Source organism: Micromonospora cathayae, assembly GCF_028993575.1.
Lineage (GTDB): Bacteria > Actinomycetota > Actinomycetes > Mycobacteriales > Micromonosporaceae > Micromonospora > Micromonospora cathayae.
Window position 1 is genome coordinate 22432 of the sequence record NZ_CP118615.1, and the last position, 16093, is coordinate 38524.

Below are 16093 nucleotides of genomic sequence, written 5' to 3' on the forward strand. Positions count from 1 at the left end.
CCGCTCCGGGTCCCCGGCCCGGGCGTGGTTCCCGTCCGCCACCACCGCGTGCACCCGGGAGGTTCGATGTCCCCCGACGACGGGTCGCCCTTCTTCATCGCACCGCACCGGTTCGACGCGGCGGAGGCCGCCGACCGGCCGGTCCTCGACCGGCACCTGGCGCCGGTGCCGGAACCGGGCGAGCGGGCGCTCGGCCGGTACCGGTCGACGCTCGCCGGTCACCTGCTCGGCCCGACCGGGGATCTTCGGCAGTGGGCGCTCGGTCCGGTCGCCACGGTCACCGTCACCGACCGGCGGATCGTGTACGTCTGCGAGGACCTGACGCTCGCCCAGGTCGGCACCGGTCCCCGGCACCGACGCAGCCTGCGGGCGGCCCGCCCGGTAAGCGGGCAGATCCGCTGGCAGTGGCCGTCCCGGCTGGAGCTGCGACCGGTCACGCCGGACCAGCCTGCGCAGTCGCGGGACGCCAGCCCGGACGGCTGCCCCGAGTTGCTGATCGTCTGCGACGCGCTGCGCACGATCCAACAGCCCGCGCTCGGTCTCGGTGGCCTGCCCACCCGGGAGGCCGCCGCCCTGGCCCGGCTGGTCCGCCGGTCGGTGGCCGGGTTCCGGCTGGCGAACCCGGCCCTGGTGGAGCTGTCGGCGGCCGAACGGGACGTGCTGCTCCGGCGGGCCGGCACCGCCCCGGTGGTGCACGGAGTCCCGGTCACCCTGCCCGGGGCGCTGCCACTGGAGTTCCTCAGCCGGGACGACTACTACCGGCCGGCCGGCCGGTCCCGCCGGGTGACCCTGCGCCGACCGGCGGGCCGTCCCGGCTCCGCCTGCTGACAGCTTCCTGATCCACTGTGGACGCGGGACGGCCGACCGTTTAGGCTCCTCAGCTCGGTGCCGGACGACCTCGGCACCGCGTCGACAAATGCCCAGGGTTCCGACCGGAGACGGCCCGGCCCACGGATGGGGAGCGCCGCATGCCGGTGATCGAGACCGCCGCCACCGGGTTGGCGAAGACGGTGGTGACCCGCGCCGTCGGGCAGTGGCTGGGACACCGACAGGCCCGGGACGCCCGCAGTCTCGACCTGTCGGAACTGGTCGCCACGACGTTCCGGGACCGGATCGTGCGCCGCAAGGCCGAGGCACAGATCGGCAGCCTGGTCACCGAGGTCACCGAACGCATCGAGCAGACCTTCGAATCCGAGTACGGCAAGCTGCCCGAACACGAGGTGGCGGCCACCCTCGACACGGTCAGCCGGGTGGTCGCGTCCGGGGTGGCGACCGACGGGCAGCTGTTCGCCGCCGACGCCGACCCGGCCCGACTCACCCGGGCCCTCCAACCGGCGTACGCGGCAGCGGCCGAGCGGGCCGGGCTGAGCGAGGCCGCCGGCCGGCTCGGCGAACGGGTACTGGCTGACTGCGTACGCTGCCACGTCGAGCTGGTCCGGCACCTGCCCGAGTTCACCAACCGGGCCAGCCAGGAGATCCTCGCCCGGTTCTCCCGGCTCTCCGCCGACCTGGCCGAGGTGCTGGCCCGGCTGCCCGCTCCGCCGAGCGCCGCCGCCGGTGACGACGACTCCTTCGAGCAGCGCTACCGGCAGTTCGTCTCCACCCACCACGACCAGCTCGAACTTTTCGGGGTGGACGTGCACAACTTCACCCCGGAGACCACCCTCAGCATCGCGTACCTGAGCCTCAGCGTGACCGGCTCCGGGGGCGGCGGTCGTCGGGTCTCCGCTGCCCGTCCGCACGCCCATGGCGCGTTCGGCCGGCTGGTCGAGGTCAGCTCGGGGAAGGCCCTGTTCGGGGGCGGCCAGAGCGGGCTGCGCGTGGAGGGGGCGCTCGGCCAGCACCGTCGGGTCCTGCTGCGCGGCGAGGCGGGCTCGGGCAAGAGCACCCTGCTGCGCTGGCTGGCGATCAACGCCGCCCGAGGGGGGTTCGCCGACTCGCTACAGGACTGGAACGGGCGGATTCCCTTCCTGGTGAAGTTGCGCGCGTACGCCGACCGGCCACTGCCACCGGTCGGCCCGCAGCTCGGCGACGACATGACCCAGTTCGCCACCGAGGCACCACCCGGCTGGGTCGAGCGGATCTTCGCCGAGGGTCGTGCGCTGCTCCTCGTCGACGGCGTCGACGAGCTGGTCAGCAGCCAGCGGGCCGGCGTCCGGGAGTGGTTGCGTCGGATCCTGCACCGGTATCCGGGAGCGATCGCCGTGGTGACCTCCCGGCCCACGGCGGCACCGGCCCGCTGGCTGGCCGCCGAGGACTTCACCACGCTGATGCTGGAGCAGATGAGCCCGGCCGACATCACCGTCTTCGTCAACCGCTGGCACCGGGCGATCGGTGGGGCCCGGCACCTGCCCTGCCGGTCCGAGGACCTGCCCCGGTACGAACGCCGGCTGCTCACCCGACTGGACGCCAACCGGCACCTGCGCGGGCTGGCCACCAACCCGTTGATGTGCGCCATGCTGTGCGCGCTCAACCTGGACCGGGGCGACGACCTGCCGCACGACCGGATCAGCCTCTACCAGGCCGCGCTGGACATGCTGTTGGAGCGGCGGGACACGGCCCGGAACGTGCCGGCGTACCGGCGGGTGGGGTTGGGCGCGCAGCACGCCCGCACCCTGCTCCAGGACCTGGCCTGGCGGTTGGCGATCAGCAACCGGTCGGAGCTGGACGTCGGGCAGGCCCGGGACCACGTGACCCGCAAGCTCGCCACCATGCCGAAGGTCACCGCCGAACCGGCCGACGTGTTCGCGCACCTGCTGGACCGCAGCGGCGTCCTCAAGGACGTGGCGGAGGACCGGATCTCCTTCGTGCACCGCACCTTCCAGGAGTACCTGGCGGCGAAGGAGATCGCCGAGGAGAACTACGTCGACGCGCTGCTGGAGCTGGCCGGGCGGGACATCTGGCGGGAGACCGTCATCATGACCGCCGGCCTGGCCAACAGCGAGTACCGTGAGCGGCTGATCGGCGGGCTGCTCGACCGGGCCGACGCCGCGTCCGGCCGCAAGCAGCGTCTGTTGCGGCTGCTCGCGGCGGCCTGCGTGGAGACCGCACCCGGCCTGACCCCGGCCACCCAGACCCGCATCGACGTCAGCCTGGTGGCGCTACTGCCGCCCCGCAGCAAGCTGGAGGCCCGCTCCCTGGCCCTGGCCGGGGAACGGGTCCTCGACTACCTGCCCGACGACCTCGGCGATCTCACTCCCCCGGTGGCGGCGGCCGTGGTCTCCACCGCCGCCTTCGTCGGCGGGCCCCGCGCCCTGGACAAGCTCGCCCGGTACGGCCCGGACCAGCGTCCCGAGGTGGTCGCCGCCCTGGTCAGCGCCGCCGACCATTTCGAGCCCGACGAGTACGGCCGCCGCGTCCTCGCCGACTCCCCACTCGAGGACGGCTGGATCACCGTCGACGGCTGGACCGCGCCGATGGCCCGCCACCTGCGGCACCTGCGCTACCTGCGGTTCGACGTCCAGATGTCGCCGGAGGTGGTCCGCGCGCTTCCCCCGGTCCGCGGTCTGTACCTTTTTGAGGGCATCGGCGGCCCCGCCGACCGGGAGATCGGGGCCCTCCACGCCCACCCCGGTCTGGAACGCCTGGTCGTCAACTCGCCGGTGGACCCGGTGGCGATCCCGGCCACCCTCAGCCAGCTCCGGTTGCTCGACCTCGACCTGCTGCCACCGTACAGCGGCCGGACGAACCTGTCCTGGCTCGCCCAGTTCCCCCGGCTCACCGCGCTGACCCTCTGGGGCCTCTACCGGCCGTACAGTTGGCGACCGCTCACCGAGCTACCGGAACTGAGCGACCTGTTCCTCACCCCCGGGCCGGGGCGGCGCCCGCTGGACGACGTGGCGTTCCTGCGACAGCTTCCCGCGCTGACCTCGCTGGGGCTCGGCGTCTGCACCGACCCCCGCGTCCTGGCGCACGTCGCCGCCCACCACAACCTGAAGAGACTGTCGCTGATCTGGCTGGACGTGCCGGGCCTCGATCTGGGGACGATCCGCGACCTACCGCTGGAGTACCTGGACCTCAGCCGCTTCGTCGGCCCACTCGATCTCACCAGGTTGGCAGGTCATCCCACCCTGGAGGCAGTCAGCCTGCAGGGATGTGCCAACCCGATGGATCTGGGCCCGCTGGCCACGATGCCCCGACTACGCAGGCTGTTCATCGGCAACGCGGGACCTCCCGCCCTCGGCCTCGATCTCGGGCCGCTCCGCGACCGTCGCCGCCTCACCGTGTACGCCGAGGCAGACCAGGTGCTCCACAACCGGGAGGGCGTCCGGGTCCGCACCTGACCCGCCGGCGGGCCGCTGCGGCCAGTACCGGCCAGGCCCGCCAGAGCCGGGGCTACGCGGTCGGGGCGGGCCGCGGCGGGCGGCCCTCCATGGCGGCGGCCTGCTCCGGGGTGGGTGCGGTGCCGCCCAGGTGGGCCGGCTGCCACCAGGCGTCGTCCGGGCCGGACGGCTGGTCCGGGTACTCCCGCTGGGCCCGGTCGACCAGGGCGGTGAGCCGCGCCTTGAGGTCCGCGTTCATCTTGCCGGCGTACTGGTAGCCGGCCGGGTCCAGCGGCTCGCCGATCAGGATGGTGATCGGCACGTGCCGGGTGAGGGTGGGCTTGCGGTCCTTGGTCCAGATCCGCTGCCCGCCCCACAACGCCACCGGCAGGACCGGCACCCCGGCCTCCTGCGCCATCCGGACGGTGCCGGTCTTGAGGCTCTTGACGGTGAACGAGCGGCTGATGGTGGCCTCCGGGAAGACCCCGACCACCTCGCCCCGGCGCAGCGCGGCCATCGCCTCGTTGAACGAGCCGGCGCCGGCCGCCCGGTTCACCGAGATGTGCCGCATGCCCCGCATCAGCGGACCGGAGACCTTGTGCGCGAACACCTCGCTCTTGGCCATGAACCGGACCAGCCGCTTCGACTCCTGCGCGCCCAGCCCGCAGAAGATGAAGTCGAGGTAGCTGACGTGGTTGGCGGCCAGCACCGCCCCGCCGGTCCGCGGTACGTGGTGTGCGCCCTCGATGGTGATCTTCAGGTCGAGGACCCGGAACATGGTCTTGCAGGCGGCGATCACGGGCGGGTACACGAGTTCCGGCATTGGGCGAGATTACCCTGCCGTCGCCGCCCCGAAGCCCACCGACGGCACCCGGGCGGCCGGGCCGGGCGGACCGGTACCCGGCCCGCCCGCTCAGTCGCGATGGTGCTCCAGCTCAGTCGGGATGGTGTTCCAGCTCCAACCGGCCCCGGGCGAAGGCGTCCACCCGCCCCCACCGGCCCGGGATGTCGAGCACCTCGATCCGACCCATGCCGACCGGTAGCCGGGGCTCCACCGACAGGTGCCCCTCGTGCGGTTCGATCCCGAGCATGGTCCGGATCAGCAGCAGCGGGGTACCGGTCGACCAGGCCTGCGGGCTGCACGCCGTCGGGTACTCCACCGGGAACTTGGTCAGCTCCCGCTGGTACCCGCCGAACGCCTCGGGCAGCCGCCCGTCGAAGTAGCCGGAAGCGGCGATGATGCCGTCGGCGATGGTGGCGGCCTCCTCGGCGAACCCGTACCGGCGCAGCCCCCAGGCGATGAACGAGTTGTCGAACGGCCAGATCGTGCCGTTGTGGTAGCCGATCGGGTTGTAGCGGGCGTCCCCCTCGGCGAGGGTCCGCACCCCCCAGCCGGAGAACAGCCGGGGACCGACCAGGTGTTCGGCGATCTTCGGGGCGCGTTCGTCGGTGACGATCCCGCTCCACAGCAGGTGCCCGATGTTGGAGGTGAGCGAGTCGACCTGCCGGCCGTCCGGCTCCAGGGCGATCGCGTAGTACTCGCCGTCGGCGACCCACCACTCCCGGTTGAAGCGTTCCTTCAGCTCGGCGGCCTCCCGTTCGAGCTGGTCGGCGTACGCCGGATCGTCCCAGAACTCCCGGGCCAGCCGGGCCGCCCGCACCTTCGCGTCGTACGCGTACCCCTGCACCTCGCAGGTGGCCCGGGGGAAGCCGGGCAGCCGGCCGTCCCGGTAGGAGATCGAGTCCCAGGAGTCCTTCCAGCACTGGTTGTCCAGGCCGGTCTCGGTGTTGCGCCGCTCGTACCAGACGTAGCCGTTACCGGCCAGGTCGGCGTAGTCGTCGATCCAGCGCAGCGCGGCCCGGCACTCCCGTTCCAGTTCCCGGACCAGCGCGGCGTCCCCGCTCCACCGCTCGTACTCGTCGAGCAGCACCACGAACAGCGGGGTCGCGTCCACCGAGCCGTAGTAGGGCGAGTGGGGTTGTTCCTCGAAGGCGGCCGTCTCGCCGTACCGCATCTCGTGCAGGATGCGGCCGGGGTCCTCCTCCCGGAAGTCGTCGAACCGGCTGCCCTGCAACGTGGCGAGGACGCGCAGCGTGGTCCGGGACAGTTCCGGGGTGAACGGCAGTGTCTGGAGGCAGGTCAGGATGCTGTCCCGGCCGAACATGGTCATGAACCAGGGCAGCCCGGCCGCCGGGATCGCCCCGGGCACCGAGATCGGCCCGAACCGCAGCGCGGCCAGGTCGACCAGGCTGCGCCGGTACGTCCGGGCGAGCGTCTCCCACTCGCAGTTGACCTTCGGCGCGTTCGCCAGCCACTCCTGGAGGTCCTGCTGAAGTGAGATCTGCCCGGTGCCGTGCACCCGCGCCCCCATCGGCACGGGCCGGCCGCCCGGCCCGAGCACCAACGTGTCGACGTCGATCCGGCTGGTCCACTGCTCGTTGGGTTCCAGCCGTACCGTGTACGCGAAGCCCCGGGCGTCGAACCGGGCCGGCTCGGACGACGTGATCACGGTTTCCCGGTTGAAGTTCCCCCGCCGGTAGCCCAGCCGGAGCCGGTCCGCCTCGGCCTCGGTGTAGGACTCCCCCTTCTTGTTCAGGATCTCGTCCTTGACCTGGAACAGGTCGGCGAAGTCCGCTGCCGCGTCGACCCGGATCTCCAGGTCGACCGGTCGCTCGTCGTGGTTGAGGACGGTCAGTTGTTCCCGGAAGCTGCCGCCGACGACCCGTTCCCGGATCACCGACAGCTTCGCGTCGGTGTAGTGGCTGGCCGTCCCCGGCACCAGGAAGAAGCGCGCTTCGTAGTACTGGAGGTCGTCGTAGGAGAGCGCGTTGAGCCGTTCCCCGTTGACGGTGAGCACCCAGGTGGAGAGGAACCGGGTGTCGTTGGCGAACATGCCGGTCGGTTCGGTCGGCGTGGCCTCGATGTCGCCGGTGTCCTCGCAGACCACGAAGGTGTTCCCGTCGAGGATCCGGACCAGGTTGGTGTTCGCCATCAGCGTGCCTCCTTCGCGACCACCCGGCGCGGACCGCAGGCGTCCGGCGGGCCGGGGAAGATCCGCTCCACCTGGGCGAGCAGGCGGGGATCACCGGTGGCGCTCAGTTCGGCGCGCAGCGCGGCCGCGATCAGGCTCTCCCGGCCGGTGATGATCCGCTCGAACAGGTCGGGACCGATCCGTACGACGCTGTCCGCCGCCCGTTCCTCCTGGTCCGCCCGTGTTCGTCCCCGGTCGATGCTGACCAGCCAGTGCGTCGTCCGGGCCCCCTCGTGGAGGTCGAAGCGGATCGTCCCGGACGTCTTGGTCAACAGCGGCTCGAACCCCCGCCGGTCCAGTTCCTCGAAGAACTGCGTGATCGCGTCCGCCATCGGTGTCCGCCCTCCCCTGTCGAGACTGTCGGTCACGGTGGCCCGGCGAGACGGGTCGCCGCCCGAGCAGGGTCCCCACCGCCGGGCCGGCCAACCTCACCCGGACCGGGTGAGGTGGGTGCGGGACGCGCGACGGCCCGCCGGTCCGGTGGACCGACGGGCCGTGGTGAGAGCCGGGAGCCGGGTCAGTTGTTCGGTTCGTCGGCGCTGATGTCCGCCAGCACCGACTGCGGCTCCCGCTCGACCGCCAGGTCACCGATGGAGATCAGGCCGACCAGCCGGCCGTCGTCCATCACCGGCAGCCGGCGTACCGCGTACGTCCGCATCAGGTCGGTGGCGGCCACCGCGTCGTCGTGCTGGCTGACGGTGATCAGTTCGGTGCTGGTGATCTGGCGCAGCCGGGTGGTGTCCGGGTTCCGCTGCTCCGCCACGCCCCGGACGGTGATGTCCCGGTCCGTGACGATGCCGAGCACGGCGTCACCGTCGGTCACCACCACGTCTCCGATGGCGCTGTCCCGCATCTCCTGGGCCGCTGCGGTGAGCGTGTCGTTGCCGTCCATGGTCACCAGACGGGTCGTCATGAACTCTCCGACCGTGGTCATGCTGCTCCCCTCTCGGTGTCGGCCCGGCCGTCTACCCGTCGCCGGGGGCCGGGTAACCCGCAGGGCCTCGACCGCAGCCGGTGCCGCTTCAGCCGCCGCCGGGTCCCACCTCGACCGCAGCCGGTCCCGCCTCAGCCGCGCACCGGGACGCCGACCACCCGGTCGACGCGCAGCCGCAGCACCAGCCGCCGCTGCGTCACCATGGCCTGGCGGAACTCGGCCCAGTCCGGGTGTTCGCCCTGCACCGACCGGTAGAGCCCGACCAGTTCCTCCACCACCGCGTCGTCCGGGTGGGCGGCCACCCCGGTCAGCTCAGCCCGCACGTCCGCCGCCGTGTACGACCAGCCGTCCCCGGCGCTGACGTGGAAGCTGGCCCGGGGGTCGCGGCGCAGGTTCGCCGTCTTCGCCCGACCGTCGGTGACCGAGACGCGGATCAGTCGCTCCGCCCGGTCGAAGCTGTACACCACGGTGGACTGTTGCGGTCGACCGTCCCGCCGGACCGTGGCCAGCACCCCCAGCCGCCCGGCGGCGAGGGTGTTAATCAGTTTGTCCTGGTACTCGGCGTCCGTCACGCGAATCCCTCCATCGTCTCCGTCGCCCGGTGCGTCCCCCCATCCAACCGGATCGGCCTCGCGCCCGGCCGGAGGCCGGCGGATCCGACACCGACGTGGTCCGGCCCGGAGACGACGCACCCGCCGTCGCGGCGGCGACGGCGGGTGCCCACGGTACGAGTTCAGCACGGCCCGGTGGCAGCGGCTGCCCACCGTACGGGTCGACGCGGCTCAGGTCAGCGCGGCTCGGCGGCGACCAGTTCGGCGATCTGCACCGCGTTGAGCGCGGCGCCCTTGCGCAGGTTGTCGTTGGAGCAGAAGAACGCGATGCCGTGCGCGACGGTCTCGTCGGCCCGGATCCGCCCGACGTACGTCGGGTCCTGGCCGGCGGCCAGCAGCGGGGTGGGCACGTCGGCCAGCGCCACACCGGGGGCGTCGGCGAGCAGCTCACGGACCCGCTGCGGGGTGATCGGCCGGGCGAAGCCCGCGTTGACCTGGAGCGAGTGGCCGGTGAAGACGGGCACCCGGACGCAGGTGCCGGAGACCTTCAGGCCGGGGATCTCGAGGATCTTCCGGCTCTCGTTGCGCAGCTTCTGTTCCTCGTCGGTCTCGTCGGAGCCGTCGTCGACGATCGAACCGGCGAGCGGGAGCACGTTGAAGGCGATCGGCTGGGCGAAGGACCGCGGGGCCGGGAACTCGACGGCGGTGCCGTCGTGGGCCAGCCCGGTGGCGTCGGCGGCGACCTTGCGGACCTGCTCGTCCAGCTCGGCCACGCCGGCCAGCCCGGCCCCGGAGACCGCCTGGTACGTGGCGACGACCAGGCTGACCAGTCCGGCCTCGGCGTGCAGCGGGCGCAGCACCGGCATCGCCGCCATCGTGGTGCAGTTCGGGTTGGCGATGATGCCCTTGGGGCGGTTGGTAACGGCGTGCGGGTTGACCTCGGCCACCACCAGCGGCACGTCCGGGTCCATCCGGTACGCCGAGGAGTTGTCGATCACCACGGCGCCCGCCTCGGCGACCCGGGGAGCGAGTTCCTTCGAGGTGGTCTTGCCGGCCGAGAAGAGCACCACGTCCAGGCCCCGGTAGTCGGCGGTGGCCGCGTCCTCGACGGTGACCTCGCCGCCGTCCCACGGCAGGGTACGCCCCGCCGACCGGGCGGAGGCGAACAGCCGGAGCTGCTCGGCCGGGAAGCGCCGCTGGGCCAAAACCTGCCGCATGACGCCGCCGACCTGGCCGGTGGCGCCCACAATGCCGATCCTCATGCCCGCGAGGCTACCCAGGCCGGGGCCCGGACCGGGAACGCTTTCCCACGGCCCGGACCGGGCACGACGTACGTCACACCCCGACCGCCCGACCGGCCGCACGACCGGCCGACCAGCCACCCGCCCGACGGGCCGACCAGCCGTCGGGCCGGTCGGCGTCGGGCACCCGATGGCGGCCAGCTGCCGCCGGTCAGCGGTCGGCGTCGACCACCTCGCCGAGGCCGGTGGCGACCAGTTCGTCGCGGATGACCGCCGCGTCCCCCTCGACGACCAGGGTCAACGCCTCCGGACGCAGGTGCGCGGCGGCAGCCGCGGAGACCTGTGCCACGTCCGCGGCGAGCAGCGACTCCCGCAGTCGGGCGTGGTAGTCGTCGGGCAGGCCGTGCACCACCAGGGTGGTCAGCGCGGAGGCGATCGCCCGGGGCGACTGCAACTCGACCGAGAGCTGCCCGGCCCGCCAGGCCCGGGCCACCGCCAGCTCCTCCTCGGTGACCCCGGTGAGCTGGGTACGGGCGATCTCGCCGATCGCCTCGACCAGGGCCGGCGCGGTGACCGCGGTCTGCACCCCGGAGGAGACCGCGAACCGCCCGAACCGCCGGGAGGTGGCGAAGTCCCCCCGGATGCCGTACGTGTAGCCGTGCACCTCGCGGATCAGGTGGTTGAGCCGGGAGGTGAAGGCCCCGCCGAGCACCGTGCCGGCCAGGGCGGTCGGCACGTGGTCGGGGTGGGCCCGGTGCGGGGCGGGGTGGCCGAGGCGCAGCGTGGACTGCACCGATCCGGGCCGGTCGACCAGCAGGATGCGTCGCCCCTCGCGGAAGGTCAGCCCGATCGGGCCCTCCTGGGGGGCCGGGCCGCCGCCGGCTCCGGCGAAGGCCGCCGCGCCGAGCGCGGCCAGGTCGATCCGCTCCAGGTCACCGGCGACGACCAGGGTGCCGGGCCGGAGGAACCACTCGGAGTGGAAGACCCGTACGTCGTCGACGTCCAGCCCGGCCACCGACTCCGGGTCGCCGTACATCGGCCGGCCGATCCGGGTGTCCGCGCCGTACAGCTCGGCCCGGAGCACCGCGTCGGCGCGGGGGCCCGGGTTCGCCCAGTCCATCCGCAGGGCGGTCGCCTCGTCGTCGCGGACCCGCAGGATGTCGGCCGGGTCGAGCCGGGGCGTCCGGACCGCCTCGGCGAGCAGCTCCACGGCGGCGGTCAGCCGGTCCACCGGCACCTGCACGCTGACCTGGAAGGAGTCCCAGTCCAGGCCGGTCACCAGCTCGGTGCCGAGCGCCTCGATGGCCAGCGCGAACGCGGTGGCGTCCCGCTGGGCGGTGCCCTCCTCGACGGCCTTGGCGAGGACCGCGCCCAGCCCTTCCCGACCGAGCGGTTCGCGGCCCGCGCCGGCGTCGAGCAGCAGCAGCGCCACGGCGAGGTTCTGGCCGGGCAGGTGCGCGGCGACCACCTCGCCGCCGGCCACCGTCCGGCGGGTCACCGCCGGGAACCGGTACGGGCGGGCCGTACCGGGACCAGGGCGTTCGGCGATCAGGGTCATCGGGCCTCCTCCTCGGGCTGGTAGGTGAGGATCGCCCGGTCCTGGGGCGCGAGCACCTCGGCGGCCGTCCCGGCGATCTGTTCCGCGGTGACCGCCAGCCAGGCGGGCAGCCGTTCACCCACCCGGGTCGGGTCACCGAACTGGATGGTGTACCGGCTGAGCAGGTCGGCCCGGCCATCCACGGTGGACGTCTGCCGCCACCAGGCGGTGGTGAGCAGGGCCCGCGCCCGGTCCAGCTCGGTGCCGGTGACCGGCACGGTCGCCAGTTCGTCGACCACCTCGGCCAGCCCGTCGGCCAGGCGTCCGGCGGTCACCCCGGGCCGGGCGGTGGCGGTGGCGATCAGCGGGGCGGGGGCGTGCGCGAGGTCCACCCCGTACGCGCCGACCAGGTCCGGCTGGGCGATCCGTTCGCCGTCGGCGAGCCGCTGGTAGAGGCGGCTGCCCCGGCCGCTGCCGAGGACGGTGGCGAGCACGGTCACCACGTCGTACCCGCCGGAGCCGAAGGGGTGGGTGCGGTGCGCGAGGTACACCCGGGGGGCGGGCACGTCACCGGTGACCACCTCGTGCACCGGCGTACCGGCGGCGGCGACGGTGTGCCCGTCCGGCGCGGCCGGGATGTCGGCGCGGGCCGGGATCGCGCCGAAGTACCTGTCGGCCAGCGCGAAGACCTCGTCGGCCCGGGCGTCGCCGACGACCGTGAGCACGGCGTTGTTCGGCGCGTAGTAGGTGCGATGGAACTCCTGGAAGGTGCCCAGGTCGGCGGCGTTCAGGTCGGCCATCGACCCGATGGTGGCGTGATGGTACGGGTGGCCGGGCGGGTAGAGCATCGGCAGCAGCCGCAGCCAGGCGTCGCCGTACGGGACGTTCTCGTAGCGTTGCCGCCGCTCGTTCTTGACCACGTCCCGCTGGTTGTCCAGGGTCTCCTGGGTCAGCGCGGGGACCAGGCCGCCCATCCGGTCGGCCTCCAGCCAGAGCGCCAGTTCGAGGTGCTCGGCGGGGACGGTCTCGAAGTAGTTGGTCCGGTCCGGGTTGGTGGTGGCGTTCAGCGAGCCACCGGCGCCCTGGACCAGCTTCATGTGTTCGGTCTTCGCGACGTTGACCGAGCCCTCGAACATCAGGTGCTCGAAGAGGTGGGCGAAGCCGGTCTGGCCGGCCGGCTCGTGCCGGGAGCCGACGTCGTACCAGAGGTTGACCGCGACCGCCGGGGCGGTGCGGTCCTCGCTCACCACCACGCGCAGGCCGTTGTCCAGTCGGGTGGTCTCGATCGGCCAGGGGTAACCGCTGTCGGGCATGGCCCCGACGCTATCCGATCGTCCCGGTCGGGGTGGGCCGCCCGGCCGGTGGCGGCGCGGCGGCCCCGGCGGCCACCGGCCCGGCGGGGGCCGTCGGTCGCCGACGCCGCCCGCGCCGGGTCCGCGGGTCAGTCCGGGGGTTCGATGGGGGTCACGGTCTCCTCCGAGGTACGCCGTTCCAGCACGGTGTCCGGTGCGGCGTTCGGGTCGGCCTCCCGACGGTCGGAGTCGGCGAGGATGGCGGAGGCCTGCGCCTGCGGGTCGTCGCTGCCGGCGGCCCGTTCCTCCGGCAGCAGGTGCCGCGCGCGGGACTCCACCCGTTCCTGATCGGTCACGTCGCTACTCATGGCCGCTCTGATACCCCGCCGGCGCTCGCGCCACGCCCCTGCGATTGCGCCGTTCACGGTCAGCGGAACGGTCCGCGTACCTCGTAGGTGATGCCGCCGGAGGAGAGGCCGGAGGTGCCGCGCTGCGAGGAGAAGTAGAGGCGGCTGCCGTCCGGGGAGAACGCCGGTCCGCAGATCTCCGACGAGGACTGTCCGGTGATCCGCAGGAACGGGGCGACCACCTCGTCCGGGGTGATGATGTTGATCTCCATGTTGCCGCCGTCCTCGGCCACGTAGAGGTCCCCACCCCGGCTGCCGGTGATGTTGTCCACCCCGGTCAGCGGCGCACTTCCGGAGACCAGCGAGTCGTCGTACGCCAGGTCGATCCGCTGGGCGACGGCGTCGTACGCCCAGACCCGGTTGTCGCCCTTGGTGGTGAACCAGCAGGTGCCGTCGGCGTACCAGCAGCCCTCGCCGCCGTTGAACCGTTTCGCGCCGGCGACCTGGTCGCGGGTCTGGGTGGGCGAGCCGTCCGGGTCGGGCACCCGGGCCCAGCTGACCGGCCCGCTGGTGCCGGTGCCGGCCACCAGCACCTCCAGGGTGCCGGCGGAGAGGTCGCTCCAGACGGTGGGCCGGAACCGGTAGAAGCAGCCGGTCGGCTCGTCCTCGGTCAGGTAGATCACCTGCCGGTCCGGGTCGCAGGCGGCGGCCTCGTGGCTGAACCGGCCCAGCGCCGCCCGCCGTACCCCGGCCCGGCCGCCCTCCGGGTACGTCTCGTAGACGTAGCCCCGGTTGACCTCCTCGCCGGAGAGCCAGGTGCCCCAGGGGGTGGCTCCGCCGGCACAGTTGCGGTTGGTGTTTCCCAGGATGCGGTACGCGGACAAAATGTTCCCGGTGGCGTCGAAGCGTACGGCCGAGGCTCCCCCGGTGAGCGAGATCTCAGAGTTCGAGACGTAGATCCAGCCGGTTCCGGCGGCGAAGCAGGCCCCACCGTCCGGTGCGTCGTGCCAGGTGTAGCCGGTCGATCCGACCTGCTGCCGGGAGCGGGCGACCACCCGGCTGCTGAAGCCGGCCGGAAGCTGGATCCCGTTGGTGTCGGCCGCACCGAGCGGCCCGTACGGGCTGCTCCCGGGCTGGGCCGGAGCGGCCAGGGCGGCCCCGGACCAGAGGCTGCCGGAGAAGGCGGCGGCACCGGCCACGGTGGCACGCAGGAGGGTGCGACGGTCCACGGGGGCCTCCAGAATGGGGGTGATGAACGCCGATGAAGCTACCGACCATTCCATCGATGATGGTGAATGTCAGGGGGCTCCTTGCCGACGTCCGGATGAGCTTTTGGGGCACCGGTCGGGTAGGCTCGCCCCCGTGACTCGCTCGTATCGATGGTTTAGCCAGCCGGCTCGCAGCCGGTGACTCGACCATGAGCTGACGTCACCACACTCCGAGCCGGCCAGGCGGGGATCACGCGATCCCCCTGCCATCTTGCCTACGAGCAGCCGGCTCGACCCGGGCGCCGGCCCCGGGGTTGGTCGGCGGAAGGACATCCACCGTGACGACCCCGGAGTCCGATCGCGTCATCGATCAGCGGATCCAACGCGTCGTGCCGCTGACCACCCCGGCCCTGCTCCACCACGAACTCCCCCTCGACGACGCCCTCACCTCGGCCGTGATCGCCGGCCGCCGGTCGGTCAGCCGGGTGCTGGACCGCACCGACGACCGGCTGCTGGTGGTGGTCGGCCCGTGCTCGGTGCACGACCCGGCCGCCGCGCTGGACTACGCCCACCGGCTCCGGGTGGCCGCCGAGCAGCACGCCGACGACCTGCTGGTGGTGATGCGGGTCTACTTCGAGAAGCCGCGCTCGACCGTCGGCTGGAAGGGCCTGATCAACGACCCGGGCCTGGACGGCTCCGGCGACGTCAACACCGGCCTGCGTACCGCCCGGGCGCTCCTGCTCGACGTGCTGCGCCTCGGCCTCCCGGTCGGCTGCGAGTTCCTCGACCCGATCACCCCGCAGTACATCGCCGACACGGTGGCCTGGGGCGCGATCGGCGCCCGGACGGTGGAGAGCCAGGTGCACCGGCAGCTCGCCTCCGGCCTGTCCATGCCGATCGGCATGAAGAACCGCCCGGACGGCAGCATCGGCACCGCCGTGGACGCCATCCGGGCCGCCGGGGTGCCGCACGTCTTTCCGGGTATCGACGTCTCCGGTACGCCGGCGATCCTGCACACCCGGGGCAACGCCGACGGGCACCTGGTGCTGCGTGGCGGCCGGGGCCTGCCCAACTACGACGCCGACTCGGTGGCCGGGGCGCTGGCCCAGCTCCGGGCGGCGAACCTGCCCGAGCGGGTGGTGATCGACGCCAGCCACGACAACAGCGGCAAGGACCACCGCCGCCAGCCGGTGGTCGCGGCGGACGTGGCCGACCAGCTCGCCGCCGGCCAGCGCGGCATCGTCGGGATCATGCTGGAGAGCTTCCTGGAGCCCGGCCGGCAGGACCTGGACCCGACCCGGGAGCTGACCTACGGCCAGTCCGTCACCGACGCCTGCCTCGGCTGGAGCGACACCGCCCAGGTGCTGGAGACCCTCGCCACCGCCGTCCGGGCCCGGCGCGCCTACACCCCGCACCCCACCCCGGCCTGACCGCCGCAAACACAGCGCCGCCCTCCAGCCTGACCGCCGGAAACACAGCGCCGCCCTCCAGCCTGACCGGCGGACACCAGCGCCGGCCCGGCCTGACCCCGCAAACACAGCGCCGCCCCGGGCGAGGCCCGGGGCGGCGCTGGTGTCGGTGTGCAGGTCGCCTCTCGGCGAGTGGCACGACGCGGCTCCAGCCGGACGGTATTCCGCGAAGGCAGTTAGGTGAGGCCCGGGGACACTGGTCACACCGACACCTCACACA

At 73.1% G+C, this 16093-nt stretch carries 13 protein-coding genes; 3 read left to right on the top strand and 10 right to left on the bottom strand.

Annotated features, from left to right (window positions below):
- The first annotated feature begins 66 nt into the window (after positions 1 to 66).
- Complete coding sequence (locus tag PVK37_RS00130; protein ID WP_275031617.1) at positions 67 to 828, top strand: hypothetical protein; 762 nt, start codon at positions 67 to 69, stop codon at positions 826 to 828.
- Between the two features lie 140 nt (positions 829 to 968).
- Positions 969 to 4283: an NACHT domain-containing protein gene (locus tag PVK37_RS00135; protein WP_275031618.1), complete on the top strand. Its 3315-nt coding sequence runs from the start codon at positions 969 to 971 to the stop codon at positions 4281 to 4283.
- A gap of 52 nt (positions 4284 to 4335) precedes the next feature.
- Here the strand turns inward: PVK37_RS00135 and PVK37_RS00140 are convergent, their stop codons facing one another.
- The 10 genes from PVK37_RS00140 to PVK37_RS00185 form a co-directional block, all read right to left on the bottom strand.
- Complete coding sequence (locus PVK37_RS00140; protein WP_275031619.1) at positions 4336 to 5085, bottom strand: lysophospholipid acyltransferase family protein; 750 nt, start codon at positions 5083 to 5085, stop codon at positions 4336 to 4338.
- Between the two features lie 112 nt (positions 5086 to 5197).
- Positions 5198 to 7255, bottom strand: a complete 2058-nt coding sequence (locus PVK37_RS00145) for an amylo-alpha-1,6-glucosidase (protein ID WP_275031620.1) — start codon at positions 7253 to 7255, stop codon at positions 5198 to 5200.
- The gene (locus PVK37_RS00150) at positions 7255 to 7626 is read right to left on the bottom strand and encodes an SCP2 sterol-binding domain-containing protein (protein ID WP_275031621.1); all 372 of its coding nucleotides are present in this window, start codon (positions 7624 to 7626) and stop codon (positions 7255 to 7257) included. Before PVK37_RS00150 ends, PVK37_RS00145 begins: the two co-directional genes overlap by 1 nt.
- A gap of 185 nt (positions 7627 to 7811) precedes the next feature.
- The gene (locus PVK37_RS00155; protein ID WP_275031622.1) at positions 7812 to 8228 is read right to left on the bottom strand and encodes a CBS domain-containing protein; all 417 of its coding nucleotides are present in this window, start codon (positions 8226 to 8228) and stop codon (positions 7812 to 7814) included.
- 131 nt (positions 8229 to 8359) lie between these two features.
- Positions 8360 to 8800 carry a PPOX class F420-dependent oxidoreductase gene (locus PVK37_RS00160; RefSeq protein ID WP_275031623.1) on the bottom strand — a complete coding sequence of 147 codons (441 nt, stop codon included), beginning with the start codon at positions 8798 to 8800 and terminating at the stop codon, positions 8360 to 8362.
- 215 nt (positions 8801 to 9015) lie between these two features.
- A complete protein-coding gene (locus PVK37_RS00165; protein ID WP_275031624.1) occupies positions 9016 to 10041 on the bottom strand; it encodes an aspartate-semialdehyde dehydrogenase in 1026 nt (341 codons plus the stop codon).
- Between the two features lie 190 nt (positions 10042 to 10231).
- Complete coding sequence (locus PVK37_RS00170) at positions 10232 to 11578, bottom strand: M16 family metallopeptidase (RefSeq protein ID WP_275031625.1); 1347 nt, start codon at positions 11576 to 11578, stop codon at positions 10232 to 10234.
- Positions 11575 to 12870, bottom strand: a complete 1296-nt coding sequence (locus PVK37_RS00175; protein ID WP_275031626.1) for a M16 family metallopeptidase — start codon at positions 12868 to 12870, stop codon at positions 11575 to 11577. The genes PVK37_RS00170 and PVK37_RS00175 overlap by 4 nt, the downstream gene beginning before the upstream one ends.
- A gap of 128 nt (positions 12871 to 12998) precedes the next feature.
- Complete coding sequence (locus tag PVK37_RS00180) at positions 12999 to 13217, bottom strand: hypothetical protein (protein WP_275031627.1); 219 nt, start codon at positions 13215 to 13217, stop codon at positions 12999 to 13001.
- 59 nt (positions 13218 to 13276) lie between these two features.
- Complete coding sequence (locus PVK37_RS00185) at positions 13277 to 14425, bottom strand: alkaline phosphatase PhoX (RefSeq protein WP_275031628.1); 1149 nt, start codon at positions 14423 to 14425, stop codon at positions 13277 to 13279.
- Positions 14426 to 14742: 317 nt separating this feature from the next.
- Between PVK37_RS00185 and PVK37_RS00190 the strand changes: the two genes are divergently transcribed.
- Entirely contained in the window at positions 14743 to 15834 is a 1092-nt protein-coding gene (locus PVK37_RS00190; protein ID WP_275031629.1) for a 3-deoxy-7-phosphoheptulonate synthase, read from the top strand.
- Positions 15835 to 16093 lie beyond the last annotated feature (259 nt).

Excerpts from the sequence above, each read along its gene's own strand:
- PVK37_RS00180 (WP_275031627.1), bottom strand. The coding sequence starts at position 13,217 with ATGAGTAGCGACGTGACCGATCAGGAACGGGTGGAGTCCCGCGCGCGG.
- PVK37_RS00165 (WP_275031624.1), bottom strand. The coding sequence starts at position 10,041 with ATGAGGATCGGCATTGTGGGCGCCACCGGCCAGGTCGGCGGCGTCATG.
- PVK37_RS00170 (WP_275031625.1), bottom strand. The coding sequence starts at position 11,578 with ATGACCCTGATCGCCGAACGCCCTGGTCCCGGTACGGCCCGCCCGTAC.
- PVK37_RS00150 (WP_275031621.1), bottom strand. The coding sequence starts at position 7,626 with ATGGCGGACGCGATCACGCAGTTCTTCGAGGAACTGGACCGGCGGGGG.
- PVK37_RS00130 (WP_275031617.1), top strand. The coding sequence starts at position 67 with ATGTCCCCCGACGACGGGTCGCCCTTCTTCATCGCACCGCACCGGTTC.
- PVK37_RS00155 (WP_275031622.1), bottom strand. The coding sequence starts at position 8,228 with ATGACCACGGTCGGAGAGTTCATGACGACCCGTCTGGTGACCATGGAC.
- PVK37_RS00145 (WP_275031620.1), bottom strand. The coding sequence starts at position 7,255 with ATGGCGAACACCAACCTGGTCCGGATCCTCGACGGGAACACCTTCGTG.
- PVK37_RS00175 (WP_275031626.1), bottom strand. The coding sequence starts at position 12,870 with ATGCCCGACAGCGGTTACCCCTGGCCGATCGAGACCACCCGACTGGAC.
- PVK37_RS00135 (WP_275031618.1), top strand. The coding sequence starts at position 969 with ATGCCGGTGATCGAGACCGCCGCCACCGGGTTGGCGAAGACGGTGGTG.
- PVK37_RS00140 (WP_275031619.1), bottom strand. The coding sequence starts at position 5,085 with ATGCCGGAACTCGTGTACCCGCCCGTGATCGCCGCCTGCAAGACCATG.